Raw genomic sequence first — 20,796 nt, 5'->3', positions numbered from 1 at the left:
GCGCAGACCTACCCAGGGCGCCGCCGTTCAAAACCTGCCCCGCCGCCTGCTCCCGACCCACGCCTGCCATCGGAGCTGCATGCTCGCGATCACCGCCAGCGGCTACAAGGCCGACCGGACCAGTGTCGACGACCTGGTCATCGCGGGCGCTCTCATCTCCGCGCGACCGAGATGGCAGCCACGGGCCGGTCAGCCTTGCGGAAGGTCCCGGTTGTCGAGCTCGCCCGTCTCGGCCAGTGCTCGCGCCACGGCCCGGAGCTTTTCGTTCAGCCGCTGGGACGAGTGACGTAGCACGTCGAAGGCGTCTTCCGGGGTGAGCTTGAGCCGCTCCATCAGGATCCCCTTGGCCTGCCCGATGACATCTCGGGTCAACAGGGCCGTGCTCAGGTTGTCTGCCAGGTCCTGAAGGTTGGCGCGTTCGTGGACGGCCCCCGCGGCCATCGACGCATGCGCGGCCAGGATGAGCCCGATCTGTTGGGCCTCGTCGGTGAATGCGTCGGGCACGTTGCCGTAGGTGTTCAGCGAGCCGCCGGTCCCTTCGGTCGCAAGACTTGCGGCTGCGAGCCGGTAGGAGGCGGCCGACTGTGCTCCCAGGTCGGCCGGACGCGATGCAAGCCGGGGCCAGCGCTCGTCCGGGAACGACTGCGCATACACGATCGGTGCGTCGACCGCGTCCAAGGAGGGTCCTTCGCGAGCGTCGTACTGAGCCTGGTCCACGGCCCTCGCGGCCGAATCGGTGGTCGCGGCCGTCTGGTAGGCGCCGCGCTCGCTGAGCGTGACGCTGGCCATGTCGCAGCCAGTGACCGTGGACACCGCAGCTTGCGCGATGCGGAGCAGGACATCGTCGAAGGTGTCAGCGGAGTACAGCTGCTCGGCGATCTCGGCGAAGGCCACGGCCAGCCTCGTGGACGGGAGCGCGGCGTCCCGTCGCTTCGTCGCCGCATCCCGGTCTGACGAGTCGCGGTCACGTTGGGCCTGCAGCTCCTCTCTGTCGAGACGCTCCTGGCCCCGGGCGGCACGCTCGTCGGACCGCTGCGCGACAGCCTCGGATCGCCCGGCGCTGTCGACAGGTAGACCCAGCTCGGCAGCACGCTCGTCCTGCAGCCGTTCCCGCTCGTCCATCGCTGCTTCACGTGCGTCCATGGCTGACTGCCGCTCGTCCGCGACGGCATCCCTGGTGTCGGCGTCGACGTCGCGTTCATCAGCCAGGGTGTCTCGTCGATCGGCCACGAAGTCGCGCTTGTCAGCCGCCCACTCCCGCTCGTCCTCGCCTGAACGCTTCGTCATCGGCCCTGGCCTCTCCTTCACGCCGCGCCCAAGAGATTTTACGCCCACGACGCCATCACCGTAACGCCGAGACAGCCTGCGCCGGCGCCCTGGACGACCTGTGAAAACGGCGGACGAAGGCTTGCCGCGTTACCGCCGTGGTGCGCTGGGTGGGGACACGCTGACGGGTTCTCGACCAGTCTCGAGGCACGGGCGAGAGACCCACAGCCGCCGATGAGCAGACTGGTGGGAGCGTGCGTTCAGGTATGCCGCGGGGCTCAGCCGAGCGGCATACCTCCGCTGCGCGTTCGTGGCTGGCGCACGCGGGCGGCGAGGCTCGTGATGTACGGGTCCTCAAGGCCATGCAACCGCAGAGCGTCGGCGAGCCGGAACAGGTAGTCGCGGTTGGTGCCGACCGGACCCTCGGCGTGCGCGATCCGTCGTGCCTGCTCGTCGATGTCGAGCTCCACCACGAGGGACGGCTGGGCCGCGAAGACGAGACTGTCCACGGGCAGGCCGCCCACGGTGAGCGGCAGGAGCGATGCGCGGTAGGCGCCGAAGGCCATCTCGCGGAGCCAGAGGCTGGTGGTCTCTGACTTGACGTCCGCGGCCGCGATGCGCAGCGCCAGTCCGTGGCAGCATCCCGAAGGCACGAGCGCGCACATGAGTCCGGGCCGGTCGGCCGAACCGCGGCCGCCCGGCAGGTCGATGCAGAAGGACCGCTGCCATCCGGCGAGGGTGGCGGGCCGGCTCTCGACGACGGTGATGGCGGGGTTCCACATGAGCGAGCCGTAGGCGAAGACCCACAGGTCGCTGCCGGCGGGATGGGAGCGGAGCGCGTCGGCTCGTGAGGTCGCAAGCTCGTCGTCGGTGAGCGCGACCATGCCGCCCGCGGCCGCGAGCTGGTCGAGCCGTTCCCTGGTGAACTCCGATCGCACCGGCATTGCTCAGAGCACCGCCAGCGCTGTGGTGACCGCGAGCGCCAGCCCGAACACGTAGGTGCCCGCGGCTGCGGCCTCGCGCGAGATCGTCGGCGTGGCCAATGAGGCGCTCGCCAGCATGCCCGAAGCGTGCACGAGGCGGCTTGCCGTGGCGGCGATGACCAGGGTGGTGCTCCACCAGCCAGGCGACTGCCAGGCGACCAGCAGGAACAGCACGATCAGCGTCGGCACATACTCGCTCGCGTTGCCGTGCGCCCGGATCGCGATGAGAAGCCGGTCGGCCGGGTCGGTCGAGGCCTGCGGGCCGCCGTTCTTGCCGCGGATGGCGCGCAGCCGCGTGACGTTGGCCCCGAGGGCGAAGACCAGAGCGCCGAGGACGGCGGTGCAGACGAGGGCTGTGGTCATGGTGGTCATGCGAGTTTCCTTCCGCGGCGCGTGGGGGTGAGGACGCGGTCGACGACGTCGCCGCAGAGCGTGGTGCCGAGCAGACCGTCGGCCTTGCGCAGGGCGCCCGGGCTGGTGACGTTCACCTCGATGAGGTGCGGGCCGATGACGTCCAGGCCCACGACGCGCTGGCCGTGGCGGGCCAGGATCGGCGCCAGGCGTTCGCAGATCTGGCGGTCGCGGGCTGTGACGGGCGCGGCTGAGGCGGGTGCGCCGATGCGGAAGTCGGTCTCGAGCGGGTAGCGGTAGACCGCGGCCTGTGGCACTCCGTCCAGGACGAAGACGCGCTTGTTGCCGTCCGACACCTCGGGCAGGTACCGCTGCGCGATGACCAGGCGTCTGGCGTGGTCCGTTGCGAGCTCGAGGAGTGACGGGAGGTTGGGGTCGTCCGGGTCGAGTCGCAGGACTCCTCTGCCGGCGAAGCCGTCCACGGGCTTGAGGACGGCGACGCGCTGCTGCGTCACGAACGCGCGCAGCGTGTCTGGGTCGGCGGTCACCGTCGTCGGCGGGATGAGGTCGGGGAACTGGAGCGGCAGCAGGTGCTCGCTCACCACGCGGAGGCCGCGCGGGTCGTTGACAAGGGCGGTGGCGAAGGGGTCGACGAGGTCGAGGACGAAGGTGGCGTGCAGGTACGTCTCGTCGACGGGTGGCTCGGTGCGCATGAAGATCGCGGTGGTGTCGTCGAGCCAGAGGTGCTCCGGCGCGGACGCCTCGAACCACCGCGTCGGCACGCTCCACCGGGTGCCGTGGGTGCGTTCGCTCGGAGCGAGTCGCACCTGCCGCGCGTGGGCGCGGGGACGCCCGTCGACGATGTCGAGCAGTCGGGCCTCGGTCACCCAGACGTCGGCACCGCGCTCCTGCGCCGCGTGCATGAGCCCGACGCTGGTGTCGATGCTCGGGTCGAGCCGGGCGAGCGGGTCGGTGACGAAGACGATGGTCATGACCAGGCCTCCGTCTCGTCGTGGGCCAGGCGCGCGGCGCCGGCTGCAGCGATCTCCAGCAGGTCGGGGATGTGGGGCGCGTGTCCTGCGGCGGCTGCGGCCCAGGCCGAGTCGAGGTCGCCGGCGACGGTGTCGAGCAGGTCGAGGGTCTGGTGGCGCGCGACCGGGTCGTACATCAGGGCGGCGACCGTGCGAACGACCTGCTCGATCCGGTCCACCGGCTGTGCGTCGAGGAACCGGAGCTCCAGGTAGCGACCACGTGGCCGGACCGGCGGGAACAGCGTCGACAGGTGGTAGTCCGGGTCGAGCGCCTGCTCGATCGGGAGCGGCTCGGCGGCCGCGGCGAAGGCCGCATAGGCGCCGACCGGGTCCGACGCGTCGACGTGACGGCCGTCGTAGCCGGTTCGTCGCAGGTCCACACCGCGCCAGATCGCGGTGCGCGAGCCGCCGGCCGGCGAGCTGCCCGGCGTGTTGTCGAACGCGACCGCGAGCGCGGGTCCCATGAGGTTCGCCACGACCCACTGGTCGACGCCGGCGGCGCCGGGCAGCAGGTCCACGCAGACCTGCAGGGACGCGGTGGTGCGCATCATCCGCCGCCCGTCGTGCCCGCACTCGTCGAACAGCTCCTGCATCGCCAGGTAGCGCGGCGTCGCGATGCGCAGAGGCACGTCGAACCATTCGAGCGTTGGGTTCACGCCGACGAGCTGCAGCGTCACGCCCTCACGAGCAGCGCGACGCCGAGCGCGGTCGATCGCCCGGACGGCGTCGCGGACCGCCTCCGTTGCCGACGGTCGTGGACCGAGGCTCAGCTCCACCTGGCCGCCGGGCTCCACCGAGACCTCGACCTCCCGGCCGAGCCGCGCGCCGGTCCGGCCACGGTCGCTCAGCTCATAGGTCGGCACGTCCGGGATCAGCTCGATCTCCAGGCCGACTCGGCGGCCCGGGCTCGGGTGCGGTCGGAAGGCCCGGGCCACCGCTTCGTCGAGCCCCGTGCTTCGCAGCAGCGTGCTGGTCATGACTCCTCCTTCGCGAGCTGATGACGACGAGGGTCCTCCGCGGAGCCCGTGGGCACCCGAGTGCCAGTACGCGAATCGAGTACGTGGATCGAGTAGGTGCAGTACGCGGATCGAGTACGCGAGGGCCTCCTTCGATCCCGTGTCTGACTGACCCGTCGGCCCAAGACTCACAACCCCCTTTCGTCGTCGGCATCGTCACTGAGGATGAAGATCGCTCAGCACGTCGTCCTCGAGGACGGTTCGTCCGGCGCCGGGCGGCGACACAATGAGCAGGTGATCAGGGTCCTCATCGCCGACGACCAAGAGCTCGTCCGCACCGGGTTCCGGGTGATCCTGGAGGCCGAGGGTGACATCCAGGTCGTCGCTGAGGCCGAGAACGGCAAAGAGGCGGTCCGTCAGGCGGCACTGACCAAGCCGGAGGTCGCGCTCATGGACATCCGGATGCCCGAGCTCGACGGGCTGGCCGCCACTGAGCAGATCCTGCGTCAGCAGGAGCCGCCCACGATCGTTGTGCTCACGACGTTCGACCAGAACGAGTACGTCTACCGCGCGCTCCGCGCCGGCGCGGCAGGGTTCCTCCTCAAGGACGCACCTTCCTCACGCCTGATCGCCGCGGTCCGCGCCGCTGCGACCGGCGACTCGCTGATCGAGCCGTCCATCACCCAGAGGCTTGTCGAGCGTTTCGCGGAACCCGAGACGCCTGCCGGCGTGCCTGACCGGCTGGCGTCGCTGACCGGGCGCGAGCTCGAGGTGCTCGGCCTGATCGCCCGCGGCCTGTCGAACGCGGAGATCGCCGCGGAGATGGTGGTCGCTGAGACGACCGCGAAGACCCACGTCGCTCGTATCCTCGCCAAGCTGGGCTTGCGCGATCGCGTGCAGGCGGTCGTGGTCGCGTTCGAGACAGGCTTCGCCCGCCCCAGTGGTACCTGAGCCCTGACACCGATCATGGACGTCCCGCGCGGAATCGACGCGGGCTCAAGCGGATCGGTCAGACGCCATCGACGTATGCCGTCAGGCAGGGGACGCCGAGCCGGCTGAGTTTCCCGCTGGCGCAGTCCGGGTACTGGGCGGTTCGTGGGTCGGCCTGGCGGGCGAGGATCCACGCCGGCATACGAGGCGTTCCTGAGGATGACGCGCCGACCGATCTTCATCCTCAGTGACGACGCCGACTACGAGACCAGGTTGTGAGAGTGGGCCAAAGGTCACTGACAACCGGTTCGGAAGGCGGGGGCGTACAGGATGAACGCGAGCCCGGCCGTGGTCGCCGGCATCATCTCCAGCCTGGTGTTTGCAGGCAGCGCTTTGCCGATGCTGGTCAAGGCCCACCGCACGAAGGACCTGCAGTCGTACAGCCTGGGCAACCTGGTGCTCATCAACGCAGGCAACGCCGTGCACACCGTGTATGTCGTCAGCCTGCCGTTCGGGCCGATCTGGTTCCTGCACTCCTTCTACGCGGTGTCCTCGCTGGCCATGCTGGGCTACTACCTGCGGCACGCACGTGGGATCCCGAAGTCCGCCATCAGCGCACCTGACGATCGCGTCATGGCACCCGTGCCACCAACGAGCCCACCCAGCCAACCCAGCCCACCCAGCCAAATCAGGAGCAGGTCCGTGAGGCTCCGCACGACCACAGCCCTCGGGGCGGCGGTCAGCATCCGACGGATAGAGCGTTCTCGAGGATGACGCTCTGAAAGGACTTCATCCTCGTTGAGGACGCCGACTACGAGACCAGGTTGTGAGTCTTGGGCCCACGGAGTCAGTCAGACACCGGATCGAAAGGAGCAGTCATGGATATCTTCAAGGGCATCCGGCCCCTCGACTACGTGCTGACGGCAGTGATGGTCGTCCTCGCTGTGCTGATCGGGCTCGAGAACGTCTACGCGACAGCGGACGTCGCTCATGCACTCGACTCGCGCTCAGCGCTGATGGTCCCCGTCTTCGCCATCGCCGCCGTGCCGATCCTGTGGCGGAGACGCCACATCCTGGCGGCGATCGGTGTCTCGTTCGTGGTCACCGCAGCCAGCGTGCCGATGTTCGGATGGGTGACGAGGTGCGGGTGGGCGCTGCCGCTGTCCATGGCGATGGCATACGCCGTGGCGCGCTTCGCCGGCAGCAAGCAGAACCAGGTCGTCGGCCTGGTCGGGATCCTCGCCTTCCAGATAGTCACGCTGGTGAAGGACTCAGCCACCGGAGGTCTCGGTGCTCTTGCGGTCTCGGTGCCGGCCGCCGCCCTCTGCTACGGGATCGGAAGGTTCGTGCAGTCACGAGCCGAGAAGTCGGCAGCTGGGCCTACGCTGGCAGTCGAGCACGTGCGCGTGTGAGGGGATCGAGCGATGAGAGAGGGCTCCAGGAGCGGGATCTTCACGGGGCTGCGTCCCGTTGACTGGTTGCTCGCGGGAGCCCTCACCGCGCTGGGCGTGTGGCTGATGGTCGGGAACGTCGTGATCTCGGACGCGCAGGTGGCAGCGAACATCTCGGCCGGGAGCATGGTCCACGAGCTGTCGTCCCACTCTTGGGCCATGGTTCCCGTCTTCGCCGCGGCGACGGTCCCGGTGCTGTGGTGGCGGAGCCACGTGATCGTCGTGACCGGGATCGCGGTGGTGGCGATGGTGGCACATGACCTCGTGTTCGGCTGGGTCACCAGGTGTGGGGCCGGATTGCCGCTGGCGCTCGTACTCGCCTATCTCGGCGCCGCGTCCCTCGAGCGCAGGCGGTCGTGGGTCTCTCTGGGCCTCGCCATGGTGCTCACGGCAGCCGTGCTGGTGATGGACGCCACCACCGGCTTCGGACTGATCGTGCTCGCGTTGCCGATCATGCTGATCGTCTTCGCCATCGGTCGCGCCGTGCGACATCGCACGGCTATGAGTTCCGAGCTGCGCTCACGCACGGCTGAGCTCCGGCGGCTGCGCGACCAACGAGTCTCCCTGGAGCTCACCAGCGACCGGGTCCGTCTCTCCGGCGAGCTCGACAGCCTTCTGCAGGAGCGGCTCGGCCAGCTGATGGCTGCTGCCGAGTCCGGCAAGGACCTCGACCCGGACAGCGCCAGGGCGTTGTTCGAGTCCATCGAGAGCCAAGGCCGGGCAACTCTCGACGGGATGCGTGAGCTCGTGGGCCTCCTGCGTGGCGGCGACGTCGCGCTGGCCCCCGCACCGTCGGTCGCCCACCTCGACGCTCTGCTGGCCAGGCACATCGGTGCGGACTCTCGTCTCACGGTGGCCGGTGACCCGCGCTCGCTCTCCGCGAGGGTCGAGCTCTCGGCCTACCGCATCATCGAGCACCTGGTGAACGTGCTGGTCGACCAGCCGGAGTCACCGATCGAGGTGGGCGTCCGTTTCGAGGACGACGCACTGGAGATCCGAGTCCGCGGACCGGTCGACAGATCCGCCGACTTCAAGGCCGGCGTGGCCCGCGCCAAGGAACGCGCCACGTTCCTCGGCGGCTCCCTCGATGTCAAGGTGAGCAGGGGCCACGCCAACGCCCTGGCCCAGCTCCCCGTGCACGGATAGCAGCGCCTGCATGCGTGCGCTCGAGCGGAGCGGCATCGCGCTCTTGATCCTCATTCTCGTGGCGCTGCCGACCGCGCTGCACGGCTGGCCGACAACACTCCGCGGCAACCTGTTCACCCTCGTGGTCCTCTGCGCCGGGCTCGCCCTGATGTGGTGGCGTAGCCATCCGCGTGCCGCACCAGTGCTGGCGCTCGGGCTCCTTCTGCTGGCGCTCGCGATCGGAGGTGGCTGGTTCCCGGACACGGCTGTGGCGATCTACTCCCTCAGCTACGCCCTGCTGGCGCTGGGCTGGTCCGGCCGCGCAGCCTGGCTGGTCGCGCTCTGCGCCGCGGCATACCTGATGCCCCTGTACGTCCTCAGCGAGGCGACCAGCTGGGTGCCTGTGCTCATCTTCACGGTCCCGCCGTACGCCGCCGGAACCGTACTGCGACTGCGCAGGGAGACCGCCGAACAGCTGGCCATGCGGGTCGAGGAGTTGGAGCAGGAGCGTGAGCTCTTCACCGAGATCGCTCTCCGTCACGAGCGGGCTCGGATCGCCAGCGAGCTGCACGACATCGTGGGTCATGCGATCAGCGTGATGGTGATCCAGGCAGCCGCTGGGCAACGACTGGTCGACTCCGACCCGGCACGGGCCAGGGAGGCCTTCGCTGCGATCTCGGAGTCCGCGCGGCAGGGCACCGAGGACCTCGAGCAGCTGATCAGGCTCCTTGGTGGCAGCGCCGACGACTTCGTGGGTAGATCGGACCTTTCGCTGGTGGACGAGGTCGTTACGCAGGCCGCCCGCAGTGGGCTCAACGTCAGCTGCCGCTTTGAGGGTGACCGTGGTCTGGTCGCTGCCCCCGTTGCGCACGTGGCCTTCCGCGTGGTCCAGGAGAGCCTCACCAATGCGCTCAGGTACGCACCGGGGTCGGAGGTTCGCATCCTCATCAGCGTCGACGAGACCGAGCGCAGTCTCGCCGTGCGCGTCGAGAACGACAACACGATGCACGGCAACCCGACTCTGGCAGGGACCGGGCGCGGTCTGGTCGGACTCCGCGAGCGCGTCCAGGCGCTCGGGGGCCAGCTCTACGGTGGGCGAACCCACCACGGCGGGTGGGTCGTCGAAGCACAGCTCCCGAGCGGCTGAGCCACCCGGCGCCCAGCACAGGCACACGGGCCGCGAGCGGACCATCCCTACGAGGGCATGGTCGGGCGGCGAGCGTGCCTCGTGCTTCCCGGCCCACAACGTCGTATCGTGGCGGCCGAAAGGAGGCGGCGATGGCCGATCCGGTGGGCGACATCATCGGGGACTACCAGGCGTTTGCCGCGCAGCAGCAAGACCGCCTTCTGACCCGGGGCATCGACATCCGCCCGTACCCGCTGAGCCATATCGCGGTCCGTGTGCCGGAGTGGGACCAGTACGTGCACATTCGGAACCTGCTCGAACGCCACGCGGTCGCCAACCGCGAAAACGTGTGGAACGGCCGCCCGATCTCCTTGATCGTCCCCGCCGAGCCGCTTGAAGTCCTTGACGGCAAGGAAGTCCCGCTCATCGAGCTCATCCCGCCTGTGCACCAGCGCGTCTACAAGATGGGGTTGGAGCACCTCGGCGTCGTGGTCGGCGACACGTTCGACGCGTTCGTGGCGGCCCACAAGCCCGTCCTGACAGGACAGCAGTTCCAAGGCCCGAACAGCACACCGGACCCGGTCTACATTCTTTTCGAGGATTTCACTCACGTGAAGTTCTATCGACTTTCGCTGAGGGCGTCCGTCGAGCTTGATGCCGGCCCGTTCGACGACGGGTTCCATCATGTTGACGGCTGGGTGCCCCAGCGGCTCGTGACCGCGACCGGCCCGAACCCACTGCCGCGCTGAGCGACGCCGGGAGCTCCGCGCGGACCGAGCGACCGCGCGACCTGGGGCGAGCGGTCTCGACCCTCGGCACCGTTGCTGGCGGGCACTCACGCAATGGCTCACCCGGCGGCCTGTGCTCTCTTGGGCGCAGCGGACGCCCCTCGAGCTAACGATCCTGGTCGGCGTGGGGCCGCCACGGCTCGTGCTGGTGCGAGAGCCAGACCGCCTTGGGGTCGAGCGCGCGCACCAGCCGCTGGCCTTCGGTGCGCGGCTCGTCGAGCTCGGCAGAGAAGACGGCCATGTCGCCCCCGATGACAACCGGACCTCCGCCCGACTGGACAACGACCACCTGCGAGCCTGGCGTGTGGCCCGGCGCCGAGACGAGCCGAAGTCCCGGCAGCAGCTCCAGCGCACCGTCGACCGGTACGTACTGCACTCCGGGCGCATCGACCCACTCGCGAATCGTGTAGTCGTCCTCGCTGCGCGCGGCGTCGAGCTCTCGGCGCTGGACGTAGATCGGCTTGCCGGCGAACAGGTGGTTCCCCCCGCAATGGTCAAAGTGCAGATGCGTGTTGATGACGATGTCGATGCTGGTCAGGTCGAAGTCGGCCCGCGCGCTCAGCGGCATCAGACGCGGATCCATGTCGGCCACCGCCGGGTGCAGCTGCGTCATCCCGGTATCGACGAGCACACGCGCGTCCGAGTGCTCGATGACGTGCACGTAGACCGGCATCCGTTCGCCCCCCGCGAGCAGCTCAGCCACCAGAACCGGAGTGACAGTCGGCGTCGACACCTCGACTCCCGCTCCGTCACCCGTGCCCGTACGCCGCTCACTCATCGCGGACACCCGATGCAGATGCCTCGAGGCCGGCGCGGTCGACGTGACCGATGATCGTGAACGTAGCCATGCTTGCTCGATTCCCGTTGGTGGTGGTGCGCCGCTGAATGCGGCTGCCGGCAATAAGACCGCGAAACCGCACCAAAGTCATCGGTCGGCTCTGGCGGGAGTCCGGCCCGCTCTGGTATCCGGGCCGGACACTTGCTGCATGATCGACGTTGATCCACAGCGATTCGAGGTGATGGTGAGCGAGGCACTCGACGGCATACCTGAAGAGCTGGGCACACTCATGAGCAACGTGGCCGTCACAGTGCAACACGACGGTGGTCCACCAGGCCTCCTGGGGCTCTACCAGGGAGTGCCTTTGACCCGTCGGTCGCCGTTCTACGCCGGCGCCCTGCCCGATCGGATCACGATCTACCGGCAAGCTATCTGCGCCCTGTGCAACAGCGATTCCGAGGTCGTGGAGCAGGTCCGCCGCACGGTCATTCACGAGGTGGGACATCACTTCGGGATCGGCGACGCGCGCCTGCGCGAGCTCGGCTGGTGAGCCAGCCTGCGGCACCAGCGGTCAGCGATCATCGCGCACGGAACCGCGCCGCTCCGGCGCGGCAAGCGACTCCCCGCCGAAGGCGCGTGCGGCGCGGCGGCGCTCGGTGAGTCGCTGGGCCTTGACGCTGTTACCGCAGTCGGCCATGCGGCACCAGCGGCGGGATCCGTTGCGGCTCTGGTCGAGGAACAGCCAACCGCAGCCGCCCTCAGGCACTGGGCAGGAGCGCAGCCGGGTCAGGTCACCCGTCAGCAGTACGGCGAGCGAGGCGTCTGCGACCCGGTCGGGCACCAGCAGCGCCGGGACGGTGCCAAAGGTGAGCCGTACCGTTGGAGGGTCGCCCTCGTCCATCACCAGCGTGGCTCGGGTGGCGGCCGCCGACCACCGCTCGTGCAGCGCGACCAGGGCGGCCTCGGCAGCGATCCGGTCGCCCGCGGTGGTGCCGTCTGGGTCGCCGGGTGTAGCGGGGTGCGCGGGTGGGATCAATGCGAGCAGAGCGCGGTGAAGTCTCTCTCGGATGTCGAGCACGGCGGCGAGCCCGGCGTATGCGGCTGCGGGAGCGTCACGCCAGGCCTCACGAACATGGTCAGCCTCCAGCTCGGTGACGAGGCCCGCCCGCACCGTCCAGCGCAGTAGTGCCGAGGCGTCGGTCAGGTAGTCGTAGGGCGCCTCTCCGGCGGGCGGCATACCTCGCTCAAGCGTATTGACCAGGTCGAGCGCGGCGTGCCCGCCGACGAGCGGCAGCTCGGCAATGTCTGGATGCATCTGGAAATGATACCGTCTATGAGGTCGATGGAGGTTGCATCACATGTCTGGCCGAGCACCCGGCCACCAGGTCCGGACGACCTCGGGCACGGGGTGGTCGGCGGGCGGCCATCGCGAGCCGCTGGCTCGAGAACAAGGGTTCGGCCAGCACCAGGGCAAGCGCTACGAGGCTGAGCAGGGCTCCAACGAGCGCTGTGCTGCGCACGCCCGGTCCGGCCAGCAGCACGCCGCCGAACAAGGCTCCCGCGGTGATTCCGATGTTGAACGCGGTCGAGGTGCCGGCGCTCGCCATGTCCGACGCGCCCGGCGCGTGCCGGAGCACCCGCGAGCCGAGAACGGCTGGGAGTCCCGCCAGCGTGAAGCCCGCCAGAGAGATCGCGATGACGGTCGCGACCTGGGACTCGCCGAAGACGAACTGCCCCGCAAGCGCAACGACCTGCAGTCCCGTGAGCCCCACCATGGTGAGCCAGCCGTGACTGTCCACGAGGACGCCAACCACGACCACAGCAGCCAGTCCCGCGAGGCCGCGAGCCAGCAGGAGCACGCCGACCGACGATGTGGCGAAGCCGGTCAAGCCGGTCAGGAAGGGGCTGATGTACGTGAAGGCGGTGAATCCGCCCGTCACCGCTACGGCAGTCGTGGCAACGATGGACAGGTATCGGCCCCGGTCCGGTGCGCTGCCCCGGTCCGCTGCGCCGTGCCCGGCAGCCGTGTCGGGCAACAAGACTGCGACCACAACGAGTGCGAGCACGACGGGAACGGTGAGCAGGACGAACGCCATCCTCCAACTGGTCTGCTGGCCGAGCCACGTACCAGCCGGTATGCCGGCCAGCGCGGCGACGGAGACGCCGGCATACAGGATCGACACGGCCCGGCCGCGCACCTCGGCCGGGAACATCCCTGCCGCGGCCGGCGTCACCACGCACCAGAACAGAGCCTGGCTCAGTGCGGTGACCATCCTGGCGCCCATGAGCAGCCCGTAGTTCCACGCCGCCGCCGACACACAGGTCGCGACGACGAAGCCTGCGAGCAGGACGCAGAGCAGCCTGCGTCGGGGCAGGCGGCGCGTCAGCCGGGTGAGGGGCAAGGACACTGCCACGATGACCAGCCCGTACCCGGTCACCAGAAGCCCGACGGCTGACTCGGTGGTGCCGAGGTCGTTCGCGATCAGAGGGAGAAGGCCGATCGGCAGCGACTCGGTCGTCACGTAGCTGAACACGGCCAGGGTCAGCGCTATCAGGGTGACGATCGCCGCTTTGCTGCCGAACCGTTCTCGCATGCTTGCCCCTCGGGCGGATCACCGTCGTTGCGGGTGATGGCGGGAGCTCGCGGCCTCGGCCTGTGAAGCTCCCATCTACGAAGCAGACTAGACGACCTTTTGCTACCAGTCAATACGCTATAGCTGGTAGCGCCATCGTGGACCGACGCCAGAGTGACCCGGGGACTCCCGCCGCGCCATCGGGAAATGTGGCCAGGAGCGGGCAGCCCGAGGTCGCGCGCCAGGCGGATGAGGTCCTTCTGGACCCGCCGCTCGCCGACGCGGTACTCGATGTCGACGCTGTCGAAGCGCCACGTGCCGGGCTCGTCGGCCTTGACTTTGATGAGCAGGTTCGCGTACCCGCGTGGCGGTGTCACAAACCCCGGGACCGAATGCCGCTGCGAGGCGGGGATGGCCTCGTATGCATCCCCGTTGTCGATGCCGACCCCGAGGCTGGAACCCTTCGGGTCCTGCGCCTCGACGCGTTCGACCTCGACCGCATCCTCGGATCCGGCAATGGCCGGGACCAGGGTGGCCTTCTCTATGGTGATCGATTCGTCGGCATCGTTGAGCAGGTACACCCCGCCCCAGGTGATGGCCTCCCCCGTCCGCATGCTTGCCCCGTGGATGGTTCGGTTGGGCGCCGCGTGCACCGGCCCGCTGCGGTCCATCGACCCGACACCGGAGAAGAACCAGGCCACAAGCCCTGCCCCAACGGTGAGCGACACCACCAGGGTGCGACGCCGACGCAGCGACCTCGGCAGGGAACCCGCCGACGCTGCGGCAGGCCCCCTGGGCTCGTCAGTTGACATAGACCAGCTTGGCGTAAGGGGGGTAGCCGTTTGATCCGCACGACAGGCCGGATCGTCCATATTCCCGGTCTCATCCATAGCGTCGAGGCATGACCGAAAAGAGCACCCTGAACGCCGAGACCCGCACGCGTGACGCCGCTGGCGGGCTCGCCACCCGAACGCTCGCCACGTATGCCGCCGTCTCGCTAGCCGTCTTCCCGGCCGTCGTCGTCCTGCTCAATCTCATCCAGGCGCAGCACTACTCCGCACGCGCCCAGGCGATGAGCGAGCTCGCGCTGGGGCGCGGGGGCAGCCTCATGTTCGCCGCGTTCAGCCTGATGGGCGCCGGCACACTGATGCTGGCCCTGCTGCTCCACCGTGAGCTACCCCGCGCGAAGGTCGCGTACGTTGCGCTGATCCTGGCGGCGGTCCTCGACGTCCTGTCCGCGATCTTCCACACCAATCGTGCGAACGGGCCGGCCACAGTCTCGTCGAACATCCACATGATCGCGGGTATCTGCACCTACGCCTTGGTCGTTCTCGCGATGTTCTCTACGGTCCGGCATCTCCGCCGCACACCGCGCTGGACCCACTGTGCGACGCCCACTCTGGTCTGGTCGGTCGTCGCCCTCGCCACGTTCTTCCTCGTGCCCGTTCTCGGCGATGACTCGTTCGGTCTCGCACAAAGGATCTTCGTCGCGACCTGGCTGTCCTGGATGATCGTCACCGCCATCCTGGCTCGGCGCCCGGGCTCCCACCCGCCCACCGCACCAGGACGCTGAGAAGAGCCCGATGCGCCATCACCGACCGCACGTGCGGGCTGCGTGATCTCGACCTGACTCTGTGGTGTCAGATGCACAAACAAACGTGCCTTTGGCACCACACACCAGAAACGCTTCTCGCAGGGGCGAGGGGCGTTCGGTGGTGTTGCGTGGAGCCGCCTGTCGGAATCGGACCGACGACCTATTCATCCGCGAAGGACTGTGTGCGGGGGTCGAGGGGTCCGATGATGCGCGTCAGTGCGGTGTCCCAGCCATGGGGCGGGAGCAGGTCGTCAGCGACCACGATCAGTACGTCGGCGTGTGATGTCGCGGCGGAGACCTGCCCGCGATCAAGATCGGCGGGCGCGGCCAGTGGCGCATCGAGGCCCGGGTGCTCGAGGAGTGGATCGCGGCCCAGTACGAGCAGACGCGACGGTTCGTCGCCGATCACCCGAACTAGACCTCACGCCGTGCGATGAGGAGTCCCGGGCCACGGACCTGACTTGGTGACCCGGGACTCCAGCCGCGCCTCGCGAGCGGTGTGGGGCGCGGCACCTAGGAGACCCTCAAGCCCTCAGGCCGTGTCGCTGCGCCGATTCGACCGATACAGGATCACCCCGACCGCCACAGCGGCAACGCCGGCGATGATGCCGAGCTCGACTCCGCCGACGAGCGGCCCGAGCACGACAAGCAGCAGGATCGCCACCGCGATGACGAGGGCGACCTTCATCCATGTCTTCATGAGTCGGCTCCGGTGTATGCCCAGGTGCCGTTGCCGTGGATCGTGAACTGCGCCCAGGGATAGGTGTCTGCATAGCAGCCGTACTTGATCACGCAGTACTCCAGGTGCCGGTCGATGCGCGAGCTGCAGGTGAGTGGGGCGCTGCTGGCCTCGACCGAGGGACGTCGGGTCGGGTCGGGAACCTGCGCGGCCAGGTCCGGCTGGGACTTGATCAGCGCCAGGTCGCCCTTCGTCCAGCCACCGTGCACGATCCGAGACAGTGCAGCCCGGTTACGATCATCGATCGACGCCGCCCGCGCGGACCCTGCTCCCGGCAAAACCCCCGCGCAGATCAGACCCGCCACGCCAACAGCCACGGCAGCGCGCAGCCTCCCGAACGATCGATGTGCAGTCCTCACACGTCCTCCAGGTCGGTGTCGGGACCCGTGACCGATCACCGTCGACCGGTCGGGCCGAGGACGTGAGCACCGCTCGGCGGCGCAGCCCTCGCCTACCGAGACGCAAGTTCGGGCGGGTCATGTCGCCCGAATGTCTGACCCGATGGCTGTCCTGGCATGGATCGACTCGCGGGCAACGGACCGGCCCCTCACCTGTCTGCGCAGGTGAGGGGCCGTTTCGGCGTGGAGCCGCCTGTCGGAATCGAACCGACGACCTATTCATTACGAGCGGTTTGCGCCCTGCCTGCGCCTCGGTCACGGCCGCGCCAGCCGCACGAACCGCGTCAACTCGACCCGGCCGCGGCCATCCGGGGATGAACTCGTGTGCCCGCGCTGTGCCCACCAGCGGCCGAGAGCTTCGACATATGGAAGCAAGCCGTTCAGACCCCCGATGGCGGCGGTGCCGGCCTCTGCTTCGACGAGGCGGGCCGTGCGCCGACGGAGTTGCCGCTTGCCGTCCGCGAACTCGCGGATCGCGGCAATGCCGCCCGAGTGGTCGCCTTTGAGTGCATCGCGCCCTCGGCGCCCTTGCGCACGGTCGCCTTGGCCACCGTGCTGCGCTTCACAGTCTTCGCCGGCATAGCGCGAGCGGGCTTGGCCGGCCCGGTCGGTATGAGCTGTGACACCCGCTGCGGTGAGACGTCCAGGACCTTGGCGACCTCGACACCCTTCAGGCCCGCCTCGGCCAAGTGCCTTGCCGCCGTGCGGGATAGCTCTGCAGTGCGCTTCTGAAGCTCTGCCAGTTCAGCGATCGCGTCCTTCGCCGCCTTCACCTCGCCCTCCAGTGGCCCAGGCAGCTCGATGACAAGGGTGATGTCGAACGAGTCTTCGGGTACATCAAGCACGAAGGCGATGGCCTCTCGGGCGTGCTCCTCGGCATGGCTCACGGACCGAACCTGGGATACGGCGCCGGGCGCGTCGGGCGAGGTGACGAGCCACCATTGCTCGTGCTTGACCGCGTGGACCTCGTGGACCGGTCTGCTCACTTCCGCCACCATCCTTTCCCCAACGCAGGCTCCAGTTGCTTGAAGATCGTCTCGGCGAACAGGTCCGGCATGTCACTTGACGATCGACTGATCGTGGTCGACGTCGCGCCCACCCTTATGCCGGTGTGCCGCTTGAGCTCATACTGCTCGAAGTCGACACCCTGCCGCTTGGCCTCTTTCTTGATGGCCTTGATGACGTCTCCTCGCTTCAGAGCATAACTCTAGCCCCCCTTTAGGTCAAGGGTCAAGGGGGGCTTGATAGGACGCCGCTTGGGTTACCGGCCCCGGTAGCATCACCTTGAAACCACCGGGGTCGTCCGCCGCGGCGTCTGCCCCACCCGCAGCCGTGGGTCAGGGACGCAGGACGACCTGACGTCATACCAGCGCAACCTTTAGTCGCCGTCCGGCATTGGCACCAGCGCCAGCTGGGCTCGGCGCGTCTGGTCATCCCTTCATCTGCGGCACTGAAGATGCGCGGGCAAGGAGGTGCTGGGTCGGTTCGACCTGATGGGCGGCTCGACACGCATCTTTCGGCGAGAGGGCGATGGCGGCTGCTGCGACCCAGGCGCTGCCAAGGAGCCAGCCGCCCAGGACATCCGATGGCCAATGCGCCCCGAGCAGCACTCGCGAGGCACCTACGGCGGCGACGAGCACAGCGACGATCGTGGCGCTGGCGAGTCGGAGCTGTGGGCCTGGTCGACAGGCCCGCCAGCCCACCACGAGCAGGATCGCGGAGTAGGTGACCGTCGCTGCCTGGGTGTGCCCTGATGGATACGAGAAGCCGTGCGCTGACGTCAGGGCCGCCGCGGTGGGCGGTCTCGTTCTCTCGAGCGCCAGCTTGATCGTGGTGTTCAGCAGGGCGCTGCCGCCAACGGTGACAGCGAGCCAGACGGCGAGCATCCTCCGGCGGGCGAGCCCGTCCGGACCCAGCCTTAGCCTCGCACTGGTCGTCGCTCGTCGACCGACCTACTTGACGCGGGCCCATTCACCGCAGCGTTCGCTGCTGAACGCGTAGTCGGTCGACCGGATGCGGACCTGCACCCGTCGCGCCTGGTTGATGAAGTCGTTGTCGATGGTCTCGCCGTTGCGGTTCTGCCGCTCCCAGTAGCAGCCGTCGACGTCCGTAACGAAGTAGGTGCCGGGCTTGATCTCCTTGCCGACCAGGAAGGTGCCTGCGCCGAACCGAGTCCCATTGGATTGCTCCTCGAGCACCTGCGCCGAGGCGGCGATGCCAGGCCCGGAAACCCTGACGACCGCGCGACGGGTGGCCCTAAGGAGCTCGACGCGGCCTACACGTGAAGACGCCGAAGCAGCCACATCATGTCGACGACAGACTCTGTGGAGTCCCGGGCCAGGACCGGGCACGTGACCGGGGACTCCCGCCGCCGCCGGAGTGTCAGGAGGTCCGCTGGGTCGGGTCGGCCTCCTTCTGGAGGGCCAGGCAGTCCGGATCGCCTGCGACCCGTGGGCAAGCCGCGAACACCAAAGGAAACTCGAACGTCTGCCGCTCGCCGGCGGACTCGTAGGTGATGCGCCATCCACTCGCGGCGGCCCCCGTGCCGGTGGGGTTGGTGAACTCGACCCCGAGCTCATCACCCAGGCCGGAGTCGGCCGCTCCACACGCGACATCGACCGCCCGCCCCCCGCTGAAGCCGGACTGTGCCAAGGAGCCCTTGCGGTCCCCAAGCATGTCCCTGGGCGGGGAGGCGAGAAACGGGTTCGAACGGAACCCGTAGTCCACGACCGTGATCTGCCCGATCGGCTGGATCGGCTCCACGCTCAACACCTTCACAGTGCCGGGTGCCGAGAGACAGACGAGCATGTCACCCATGCTCACGTGGACGCGGGGGCCAACCTCCGCGAAGCCCTCGACCACATGGTTGACCGGCGCCGGGAGTCGCATGACAGGACCTGAAGGGCCGAGACCGCTGCACGCGGCGACAGCAGTAGTGACCACCGCTGCTGTCGCTGCTAGCGCGCGAAGGCGCCGCCAGGTCAATAGATGTCCGCCTCGACGATCGAGGACGACAATGGCCCGTTCACGTTGTTTCCGCAGATCTCGCCCGGCACGTTGTAGACAAACCCGAGGTCGACGCTGTCCGAGAAACCCGACTGGGCGGACACGGTCGCCACCGACAGGCTGACCCCGGCGCCCACTGTGATCTCCGATGCCGTGCCAGTATTCCAGTGGTCACCCTTGTTCTTGGGGCTGCATGTGTACCAGTTGGCTCTGGTGACATTGACCCCGTCGTTGCTCAGGATGTCGTAGAAGCCGATCGGCGTCCGCTGCGTCAAGCCGGTGCAGCTGTTGCCGTAGTCGCGGTAGTTCACCCGGTTGTAGATGGTGTGCGACGTGGAGTAGGTCGTTGATGCGCTAGCGCTGGAGGTATGGGTGATGGAGCTGGTTCCGCTTGCGCTCCAAGACACATGGTCCAGCGTTTGGGCAACACCGAGGGTGTGGGTCGTAGCGTGGGTCGAGGAGGTGCCCTCGGTGAGAGTCGCAGGGATGCCTGACATCGTGTAGAGCGTCGAGAAGTGTTCTTTCTGGCCGTAGTAGGTCGACCCCACCAAGAGCGAGCAGTACGGCACCGAGTCAGGCGTTGCGCTGACGTCCGCACCTCTGCCCGTGGCGTCGGCCGTCGCAGCCAACGCGCCGCCAGCCTTGCCGACCAGCGCCGACTCCCTCACGGGCTTCGATCCGTGCCCGGAGTCAGGGGTTCTGGAGACCTTCTGCGCCTTGAAGTCGTAGTCGACCCGCGGCGCGGACGCCCCGTCCGAGGCACCCATCACGGACCAGGAGTCCGTCGTGCTGGGCGAGCCACTCACAAAAGGTTTGACGCTGTAGTCGTAGGTCATGTCCCTGCCGCCCGACAGCGCCACCAGCTCGACGTTGACGTATCCATGCTTGCCCGCCGTCTTCATCAGCTGGCCAGGCGCCACGTGCAGCGTGTACCGGCCGGATGAGTCGGCCTTGGCTCGCCCGAGACGAATCAGCGGAATCCGCGCCCCTGTCTTCTGGCCGATCAGTGCCGACTGATCCGGCCATGCATACGCCAGTACCACGGCGCCAGTATCAGGACGGCCCAACCCATCCAGGACGCTGCCCGAAGCCAACGCGCCACCCTTTGACAGCCCACCTGCGTTCCCCTCGACCGTGGCGGCCCCCGAAGCCGCGTTCGCGGCAGCGCTGGTCAGACCCGCGCCCACGAGCAGCACCCCGGCCGCCGTAACAGCAGCCGCGACCCGTAGCCGCCTCATCGATCGATATGCACGTCTCACATGCTCCTCCAAACATAGGTCGGGTCCCATCGAGGCCGATCCCCTGTTGAACCGGCCGGCCGAAGGCGTGCACCCCGCTGGGCGGCGCAGCCCTCGCCTACCGAGACGCAGGTCCGCTCGGGTCATGTCGCCCGAATGGCTCCCCCAATGGCTCCCCAGCCCACTCCCGAGCCGATGGCAGCGAAACGGCCCCTCACCTGTCTGTGCAGGTGAGGGGCCGTTTCGTTGTGGAGCCGCCTGTCGGAATCGAACCGACGACCTATTCATTACGAGTGAATCGCTCTGGCCGACTGAGCTAAGGCGGCGCGTACCCGTCGGGCCGGGGATGACCCGGGCACGGTGGATGAGTATACGCAGACCCCAGTCTGGGCACGAAATCGGACCGTCCCCGCACGCGCGGTGACCCACAGCGCGCCCATCGCCACGTATGCCGCCCGGCAGC

General features: G+C 68.4%; 26 protein-coding genes and 1 tRNA gene. 8 read left to right on the top strand and 19 right to left on the bottom strand.

Translation table 11 applies throughout. The features are described 5' to 3' along the window. Nucleotides 1–189: 189 nt before the first annotated feature. From ACWEOW_RS17420 to ACWEOW_RS17400, 5 genes are all read right to left on the bottom strand, one after another. Nucleotides 190–1,287 (bottom strand): ANTAR domain-containing protein, encoded by a 1,098-nt coding sequence (locus ACWEOW_RS17420; protein ID WP_452270488.1) that lies wholly within the window; start codon nt 1,285–1,287, stop codon nt 190–192. Nucleotides 1,288–1,544: 257 nt separating this feature from the next. Next, nucleotides 1,545–2,210, bottom strand: coding sequence for a gamma-glutamylcyclotransferase (locus tag ACWEOW_RS17415; RefSeq protein WP_452270487.1), 666 nt, complete (start codon nt 2,208–2,210; stop codon nt 1,545–1,547). Between the two features lie 3 nt (nt 2,211–2,213). Further along, complete coding sequence (locus ACWEOW_RS17410; RefSeq protein ID WP_452270486.1) at nt 2,214–2,621, bottom strand: MAPEG family protein; 408 nt, start codon at nt 2,619–2,621, stop codon at nt 2,214–2,216. Further along, nucleotides 2,618–3,592, bottom strand: coding sequence for a glutathione synthase (gene gshB, locus ACWEOW_RS17405; protein ID WP_452270485.1), 975 nt, complete (start codon nt 3,590–3,592; stop codon nt 2,618–2,620). The genes ACWEOW_RS17410 and gshB overlap by 4 nt, the downstream gene beginning before the upstream one ends. Further along, entirely contained in the window at nt 3,589–4,608 is a 1,020-nt protein-coding gene (locus ACWEOW_RS17400) for a glutamate-cysteine ligase family protein (protein WP_452270484.1), read from the bottom strand. The genes gshB and ACWEOW_RS17400 overlap by 4 nt, the downstream gene beginning before the upstream one ends. A gap of 204 nt (nt 4,609–4,812) precedes the next feature. Between ACWEOW_RS17400 and ACWEOW_RS17395 the strand changes: the two genes are divergently transcribed. After that, nucleotides 4,813–5,538: a response regulator gene (locus ACWEOW_RS17395; protein WP_452270483.1), complete on the top strand. Its 726-nt coding sequence runs from the start codon at nt 4,813–4,815 to the stop codon at nt 5,536–5,538. A 58-nt stretch (nt 5,539–5,596) separates the two neighbouring features. On the opposite strand, the gene ACWEOW_RS17390 is transcribed toward ACWEOW_RS17395, so the two are convergent. Continuing rightward, entirely contained in the window at nt 5,597–5,719 is a 123-nt protein-coding gene (locus ACWEOW_RS17390) for a hypothetical protein (RefSeq protein ID WP_452270482.1), read from the bottom strand. Between the two features lie 128 nt (nt 5,720–5,847). On the opposite strand from ACWEOW_RS17390, the gene ACWEOW_RS17385 reads away from it, so the two are divergent. From ACWEOW_RS17385 to ACWEOW_RS17365, 5 genes are all read left to right on the top strand, one after another. Then, nucleotides 5,848–6,291: a hypothetical protein gene (locus ACWEOW_RS17385; protein WP_452270481.1), complete on the top strand. Its 444-nt coding sequence runs from the start codon at nt 5,848–5,850 to the stop codon at nt 6,289–6,291. A 104-nt stretch (nt 6,292–6,395) separates the two neighbouring features. After that, nucleotides 6,396–6,929: a hypothetical protein gene (locus tag ACWEOW_RS17380; RefSeq protein ID WP_452270480.1), complete on the top strand. Its 534-nt coding sequence runs from the start codon at nt 6,396–6,398 to the stop codon at nt 6,927–6,929. A 12-nt stretch (nt 6,930–6,941) separates the two neighbouring features. Next, entirely contained in the window at nt 6,942–8,114 is a 1,173-nt protein-coding gene (locus tag ACWEOW_RS17375; RefSeq protein WP_452270479.1) for a sensor histidine kinase, read from the top strand. 10 nt (nt 8,115–8,124) lie between these two features. Continuing rightward, nucleotides 8,125–9,240 carry a sensor histidine kinase gene (locus ACWEOW_RS17370; RefSeq protein WP_452270478.1) on the top strand — a complete coding sequence of 372 codons (1,116 nt, stop codon included), beginning with the start codon at nt 8,125–8,127 and terminating at the stop codon, nt 9,238–9,240. 131 nt (nt 9,241–9,371) lie between these two features. Next, on the top strand, nt 9,372–9,968 hold the full coding sequence (locus ACWEOW_RS17365) for a VOC family protein (RefSeq protein ID WP_452270477.1): 597 nt from the start codon (nt 9,372–9,374) through the stop codon (nt 9,966–9,968). 145 nt (nt 9,969–10,113) lie between these two features. Here ACWEOW_RS17365 and ACWEOW_RS17360 read toward each other — a convergent pair whose 3' ends face one another. Continuing rightward, nucleotides 10,114–10,785, bottom strand: coding sequence for an N-acyl homoserine lactonase family protein (locus ACWEOW_RS17360; RefSeq protein ID WP_452270476.1), 672 nt, complete (start codon nt 10,783–10,785; stop codon nt 10,114–10,116). Nucleotides 10,786–10,993: 208 nt separating this feature from the next. On the opposite strand from ACWEOW_RS17360, the gene ACWEOW_RS17355 reads away from it, so the two are divergent. Continuing rightward, on the top strand, nt 10,994–11,335 hold the full coding sequence (locus ACWEOW_RS17355) for a metallopeptidase family protein (RefSeq protein WP_452270475.1): 342 nt from the start codon (nt 10,994–10,996) through the stop codon (nt 11,333–11,335). A gap of 21 nt (nt 11,336–11,356) precedes the next feature. Here ACWEOW_RS17355 and ACWEOW_RS17350 read toward each other — a convergent pair whose 3' ends face one another. Genes ACWEOW_RS17350 through ACWEOW_RS17340 form a run of 3 tightly spaced genes read right to left on the bottom strand, consistent with a single transcriptional unit; the run spans nt 11,357 to nt 14,086 of the window. Continuing rightward, nucleotides 11,357–12,100, bottom strand: a complete 744-nt coding sequence (locus ACWEOW_RS17350; protein WP_452270474.1) for a CGNR zinc finger domain-containing protein — start codon at nt 12,098–12,100, stop codon at nt 11,357–11,359. Between the two features lie 16 nt (nt 12,101–12,116). Continuing rightward, nucleotides 12,117–13,379: an MFS transporter gene (locus ACWEOW_RS17345; RefSeq protein ID WP_452270473.1), complete on the bottom strand. Its 1,263-nt coding sequence runs from the start codon at nt 13,377–13,379 to the stop codon at nt 12,117–12,119. Next, on the bottom strand, nt 13,337–14,086 hold the full coding sequence (locus ACWEOW_RS17340) for a hypothetical protein (protein ID WP_452270472.1): 750 nt from the start codon (nt 14,084–14,086) through the stop codon (nt 13,337–13,339). Before ACWEOW_RS17340 ends, ACWEOW_RS17345 begins: the two co-directional genes overlap by 43 nt. 173 nt (nt 14,087–14,259) lie before the next feature. Between ACWEOW_RS17340 and ACWEOW_RS17335 the strand changes: the two genes are divergently transcribed. Then, nucleotides 14,260–14,931, top strand: a complete 672-nt coding sequence (locus ACWEOW_RS17335; protein WP_452270471.1) for a DUF998 domain-containing protein — start codon at nt 14,260–14,262, stop codon at nt 14,929–14,931. Between the two features lie 181 nt (nt 14,932–15,112). Here ACWEOW_RS17335 and ACWEOW_RS17330 read toward each other — a convergent pair whose 3' ends face one another. The 9 genes from ACWEOW_RS17330 to ACWEOW_RS17290 all read right to left on the bottom strand — a co-directional run bounded on the left by ACWEOW_RS17330 (nt 15,113) and on the right by ACWEOW_RS17290 (nt 20,659). Beyond that, nucleotides 15,113–15,361, bottom strand: coding sequence for a hypothetical protein (locus ACWEOW_RS17330; protein ID WP_452270470.1), 249 nt, complete (start codon nt 15,359–15,361; stop codon nt 15,113–15,115). Nucleotides 15,362–15,484: 123 nt separating this feature from the next. Further along, nucleotides 15,485–15,652: a hypothetical protein gene (locus tag ACWEOW_RS17325; RefSeq protein WP_452270469.1), complete on the bottom strand. Its 168-nt coding sequence runs from the start codon at nt 15,650–15,652 to the stop codon at nt 15,485–15,487. Further along, entirely contained in the window at nt 15,649–15,900 is a 252-nt protein-coding gene (locus tag ACWEOW_RS17320; RefSeq protein WP_452270468.1) for a hypothetical protein, read from the bottom strand. The genes ACWEOW_RS17325 and ACWEOW_RS17320 overlap by 4 nt, the downstream gene beginning before the upstream one ends. Nucleotides 15,901–16,469: 569 nt before the next feature. After that, nucleotides 16,470–17,075: a type II toxin-antitoxin system HicB family antitoxin gene (locus ACWEOW_RS17315; RefSeq protein WP_452270467.1), complete on the bottom strand. Its 606-nt coding sequence runs from the start codon at nt 17,073–17,075 to the stop codon at nt 16,470–16,472. A 444-nt stretch (nt 17,076–17,519) separates the two neighbouring features. After that, a complete protein-coding gene (locus ACWEOW_RS17310) occupies nt 17,520–17,975 on the bottom strand; it encodes a phosphatase PAP2 family protein (RefSeq protein WP_452270466.1) in 456 nt (151 codons plus the stop codon). A gap of 66 nt (nt 17,976–18,041) precedes the next feature. Continuing rightward, nucleotides 18,042–18,287: a hypothetical protein gene (locus ACWEOW_RS17305; RefSeq protein ID WP_452270465.1), complete on the bottom strand. Its 246-nt coding sequence runs from the start codon at nt 18,285–18,287 to the stop codon at nt 18,042–18,044. A gap of 184 nt (nt 18,288–18,471) precedes the next feature. Then, the gene (locus ACWEOW_RS17300; protein WP_452270464.1) at nt 18,472–18,852 is read right to left on the bottom strand and encodes a hypothetical protein; all 381 of its coding nucleotides are present in this window, start codon (nt 18,850–18,852) and stop codon (nt 18,472–18,474) included. A 218-nt stretch (nt 18,853–19,070) separates the two neighbouring features. Beyond that, nucleotides 19,071–20,282: a hypothetical protein gene (locus ACWEOW_RS17295; protein ID WP_452270463.1), complete on the bottom strand. Its 1,212-nt coding sequence runs from the start codon at nt 20,280–20,282 to the stop codon at nt 19,071–19,073. 300 nt (nt 20,283–20,582) lie between these two features. Continuing rightward, nucleotides 20,583–20,659, bottom strand: a tRNA-Thr gene (locus ACWEOW_RS17290). Between the last annotated feature and the right edge of the window lie 137 nt (nt 20,660–20,796).

The sequence above is a fragment of the Monashia sp. NPDC004114 genome (assembly GCF_053603855.1).
The sequence above is the reverse complement of the archived record's forward strand: the minus strand, read 5'-3'. Positions and strand labels throughout refer to the sequence as shown.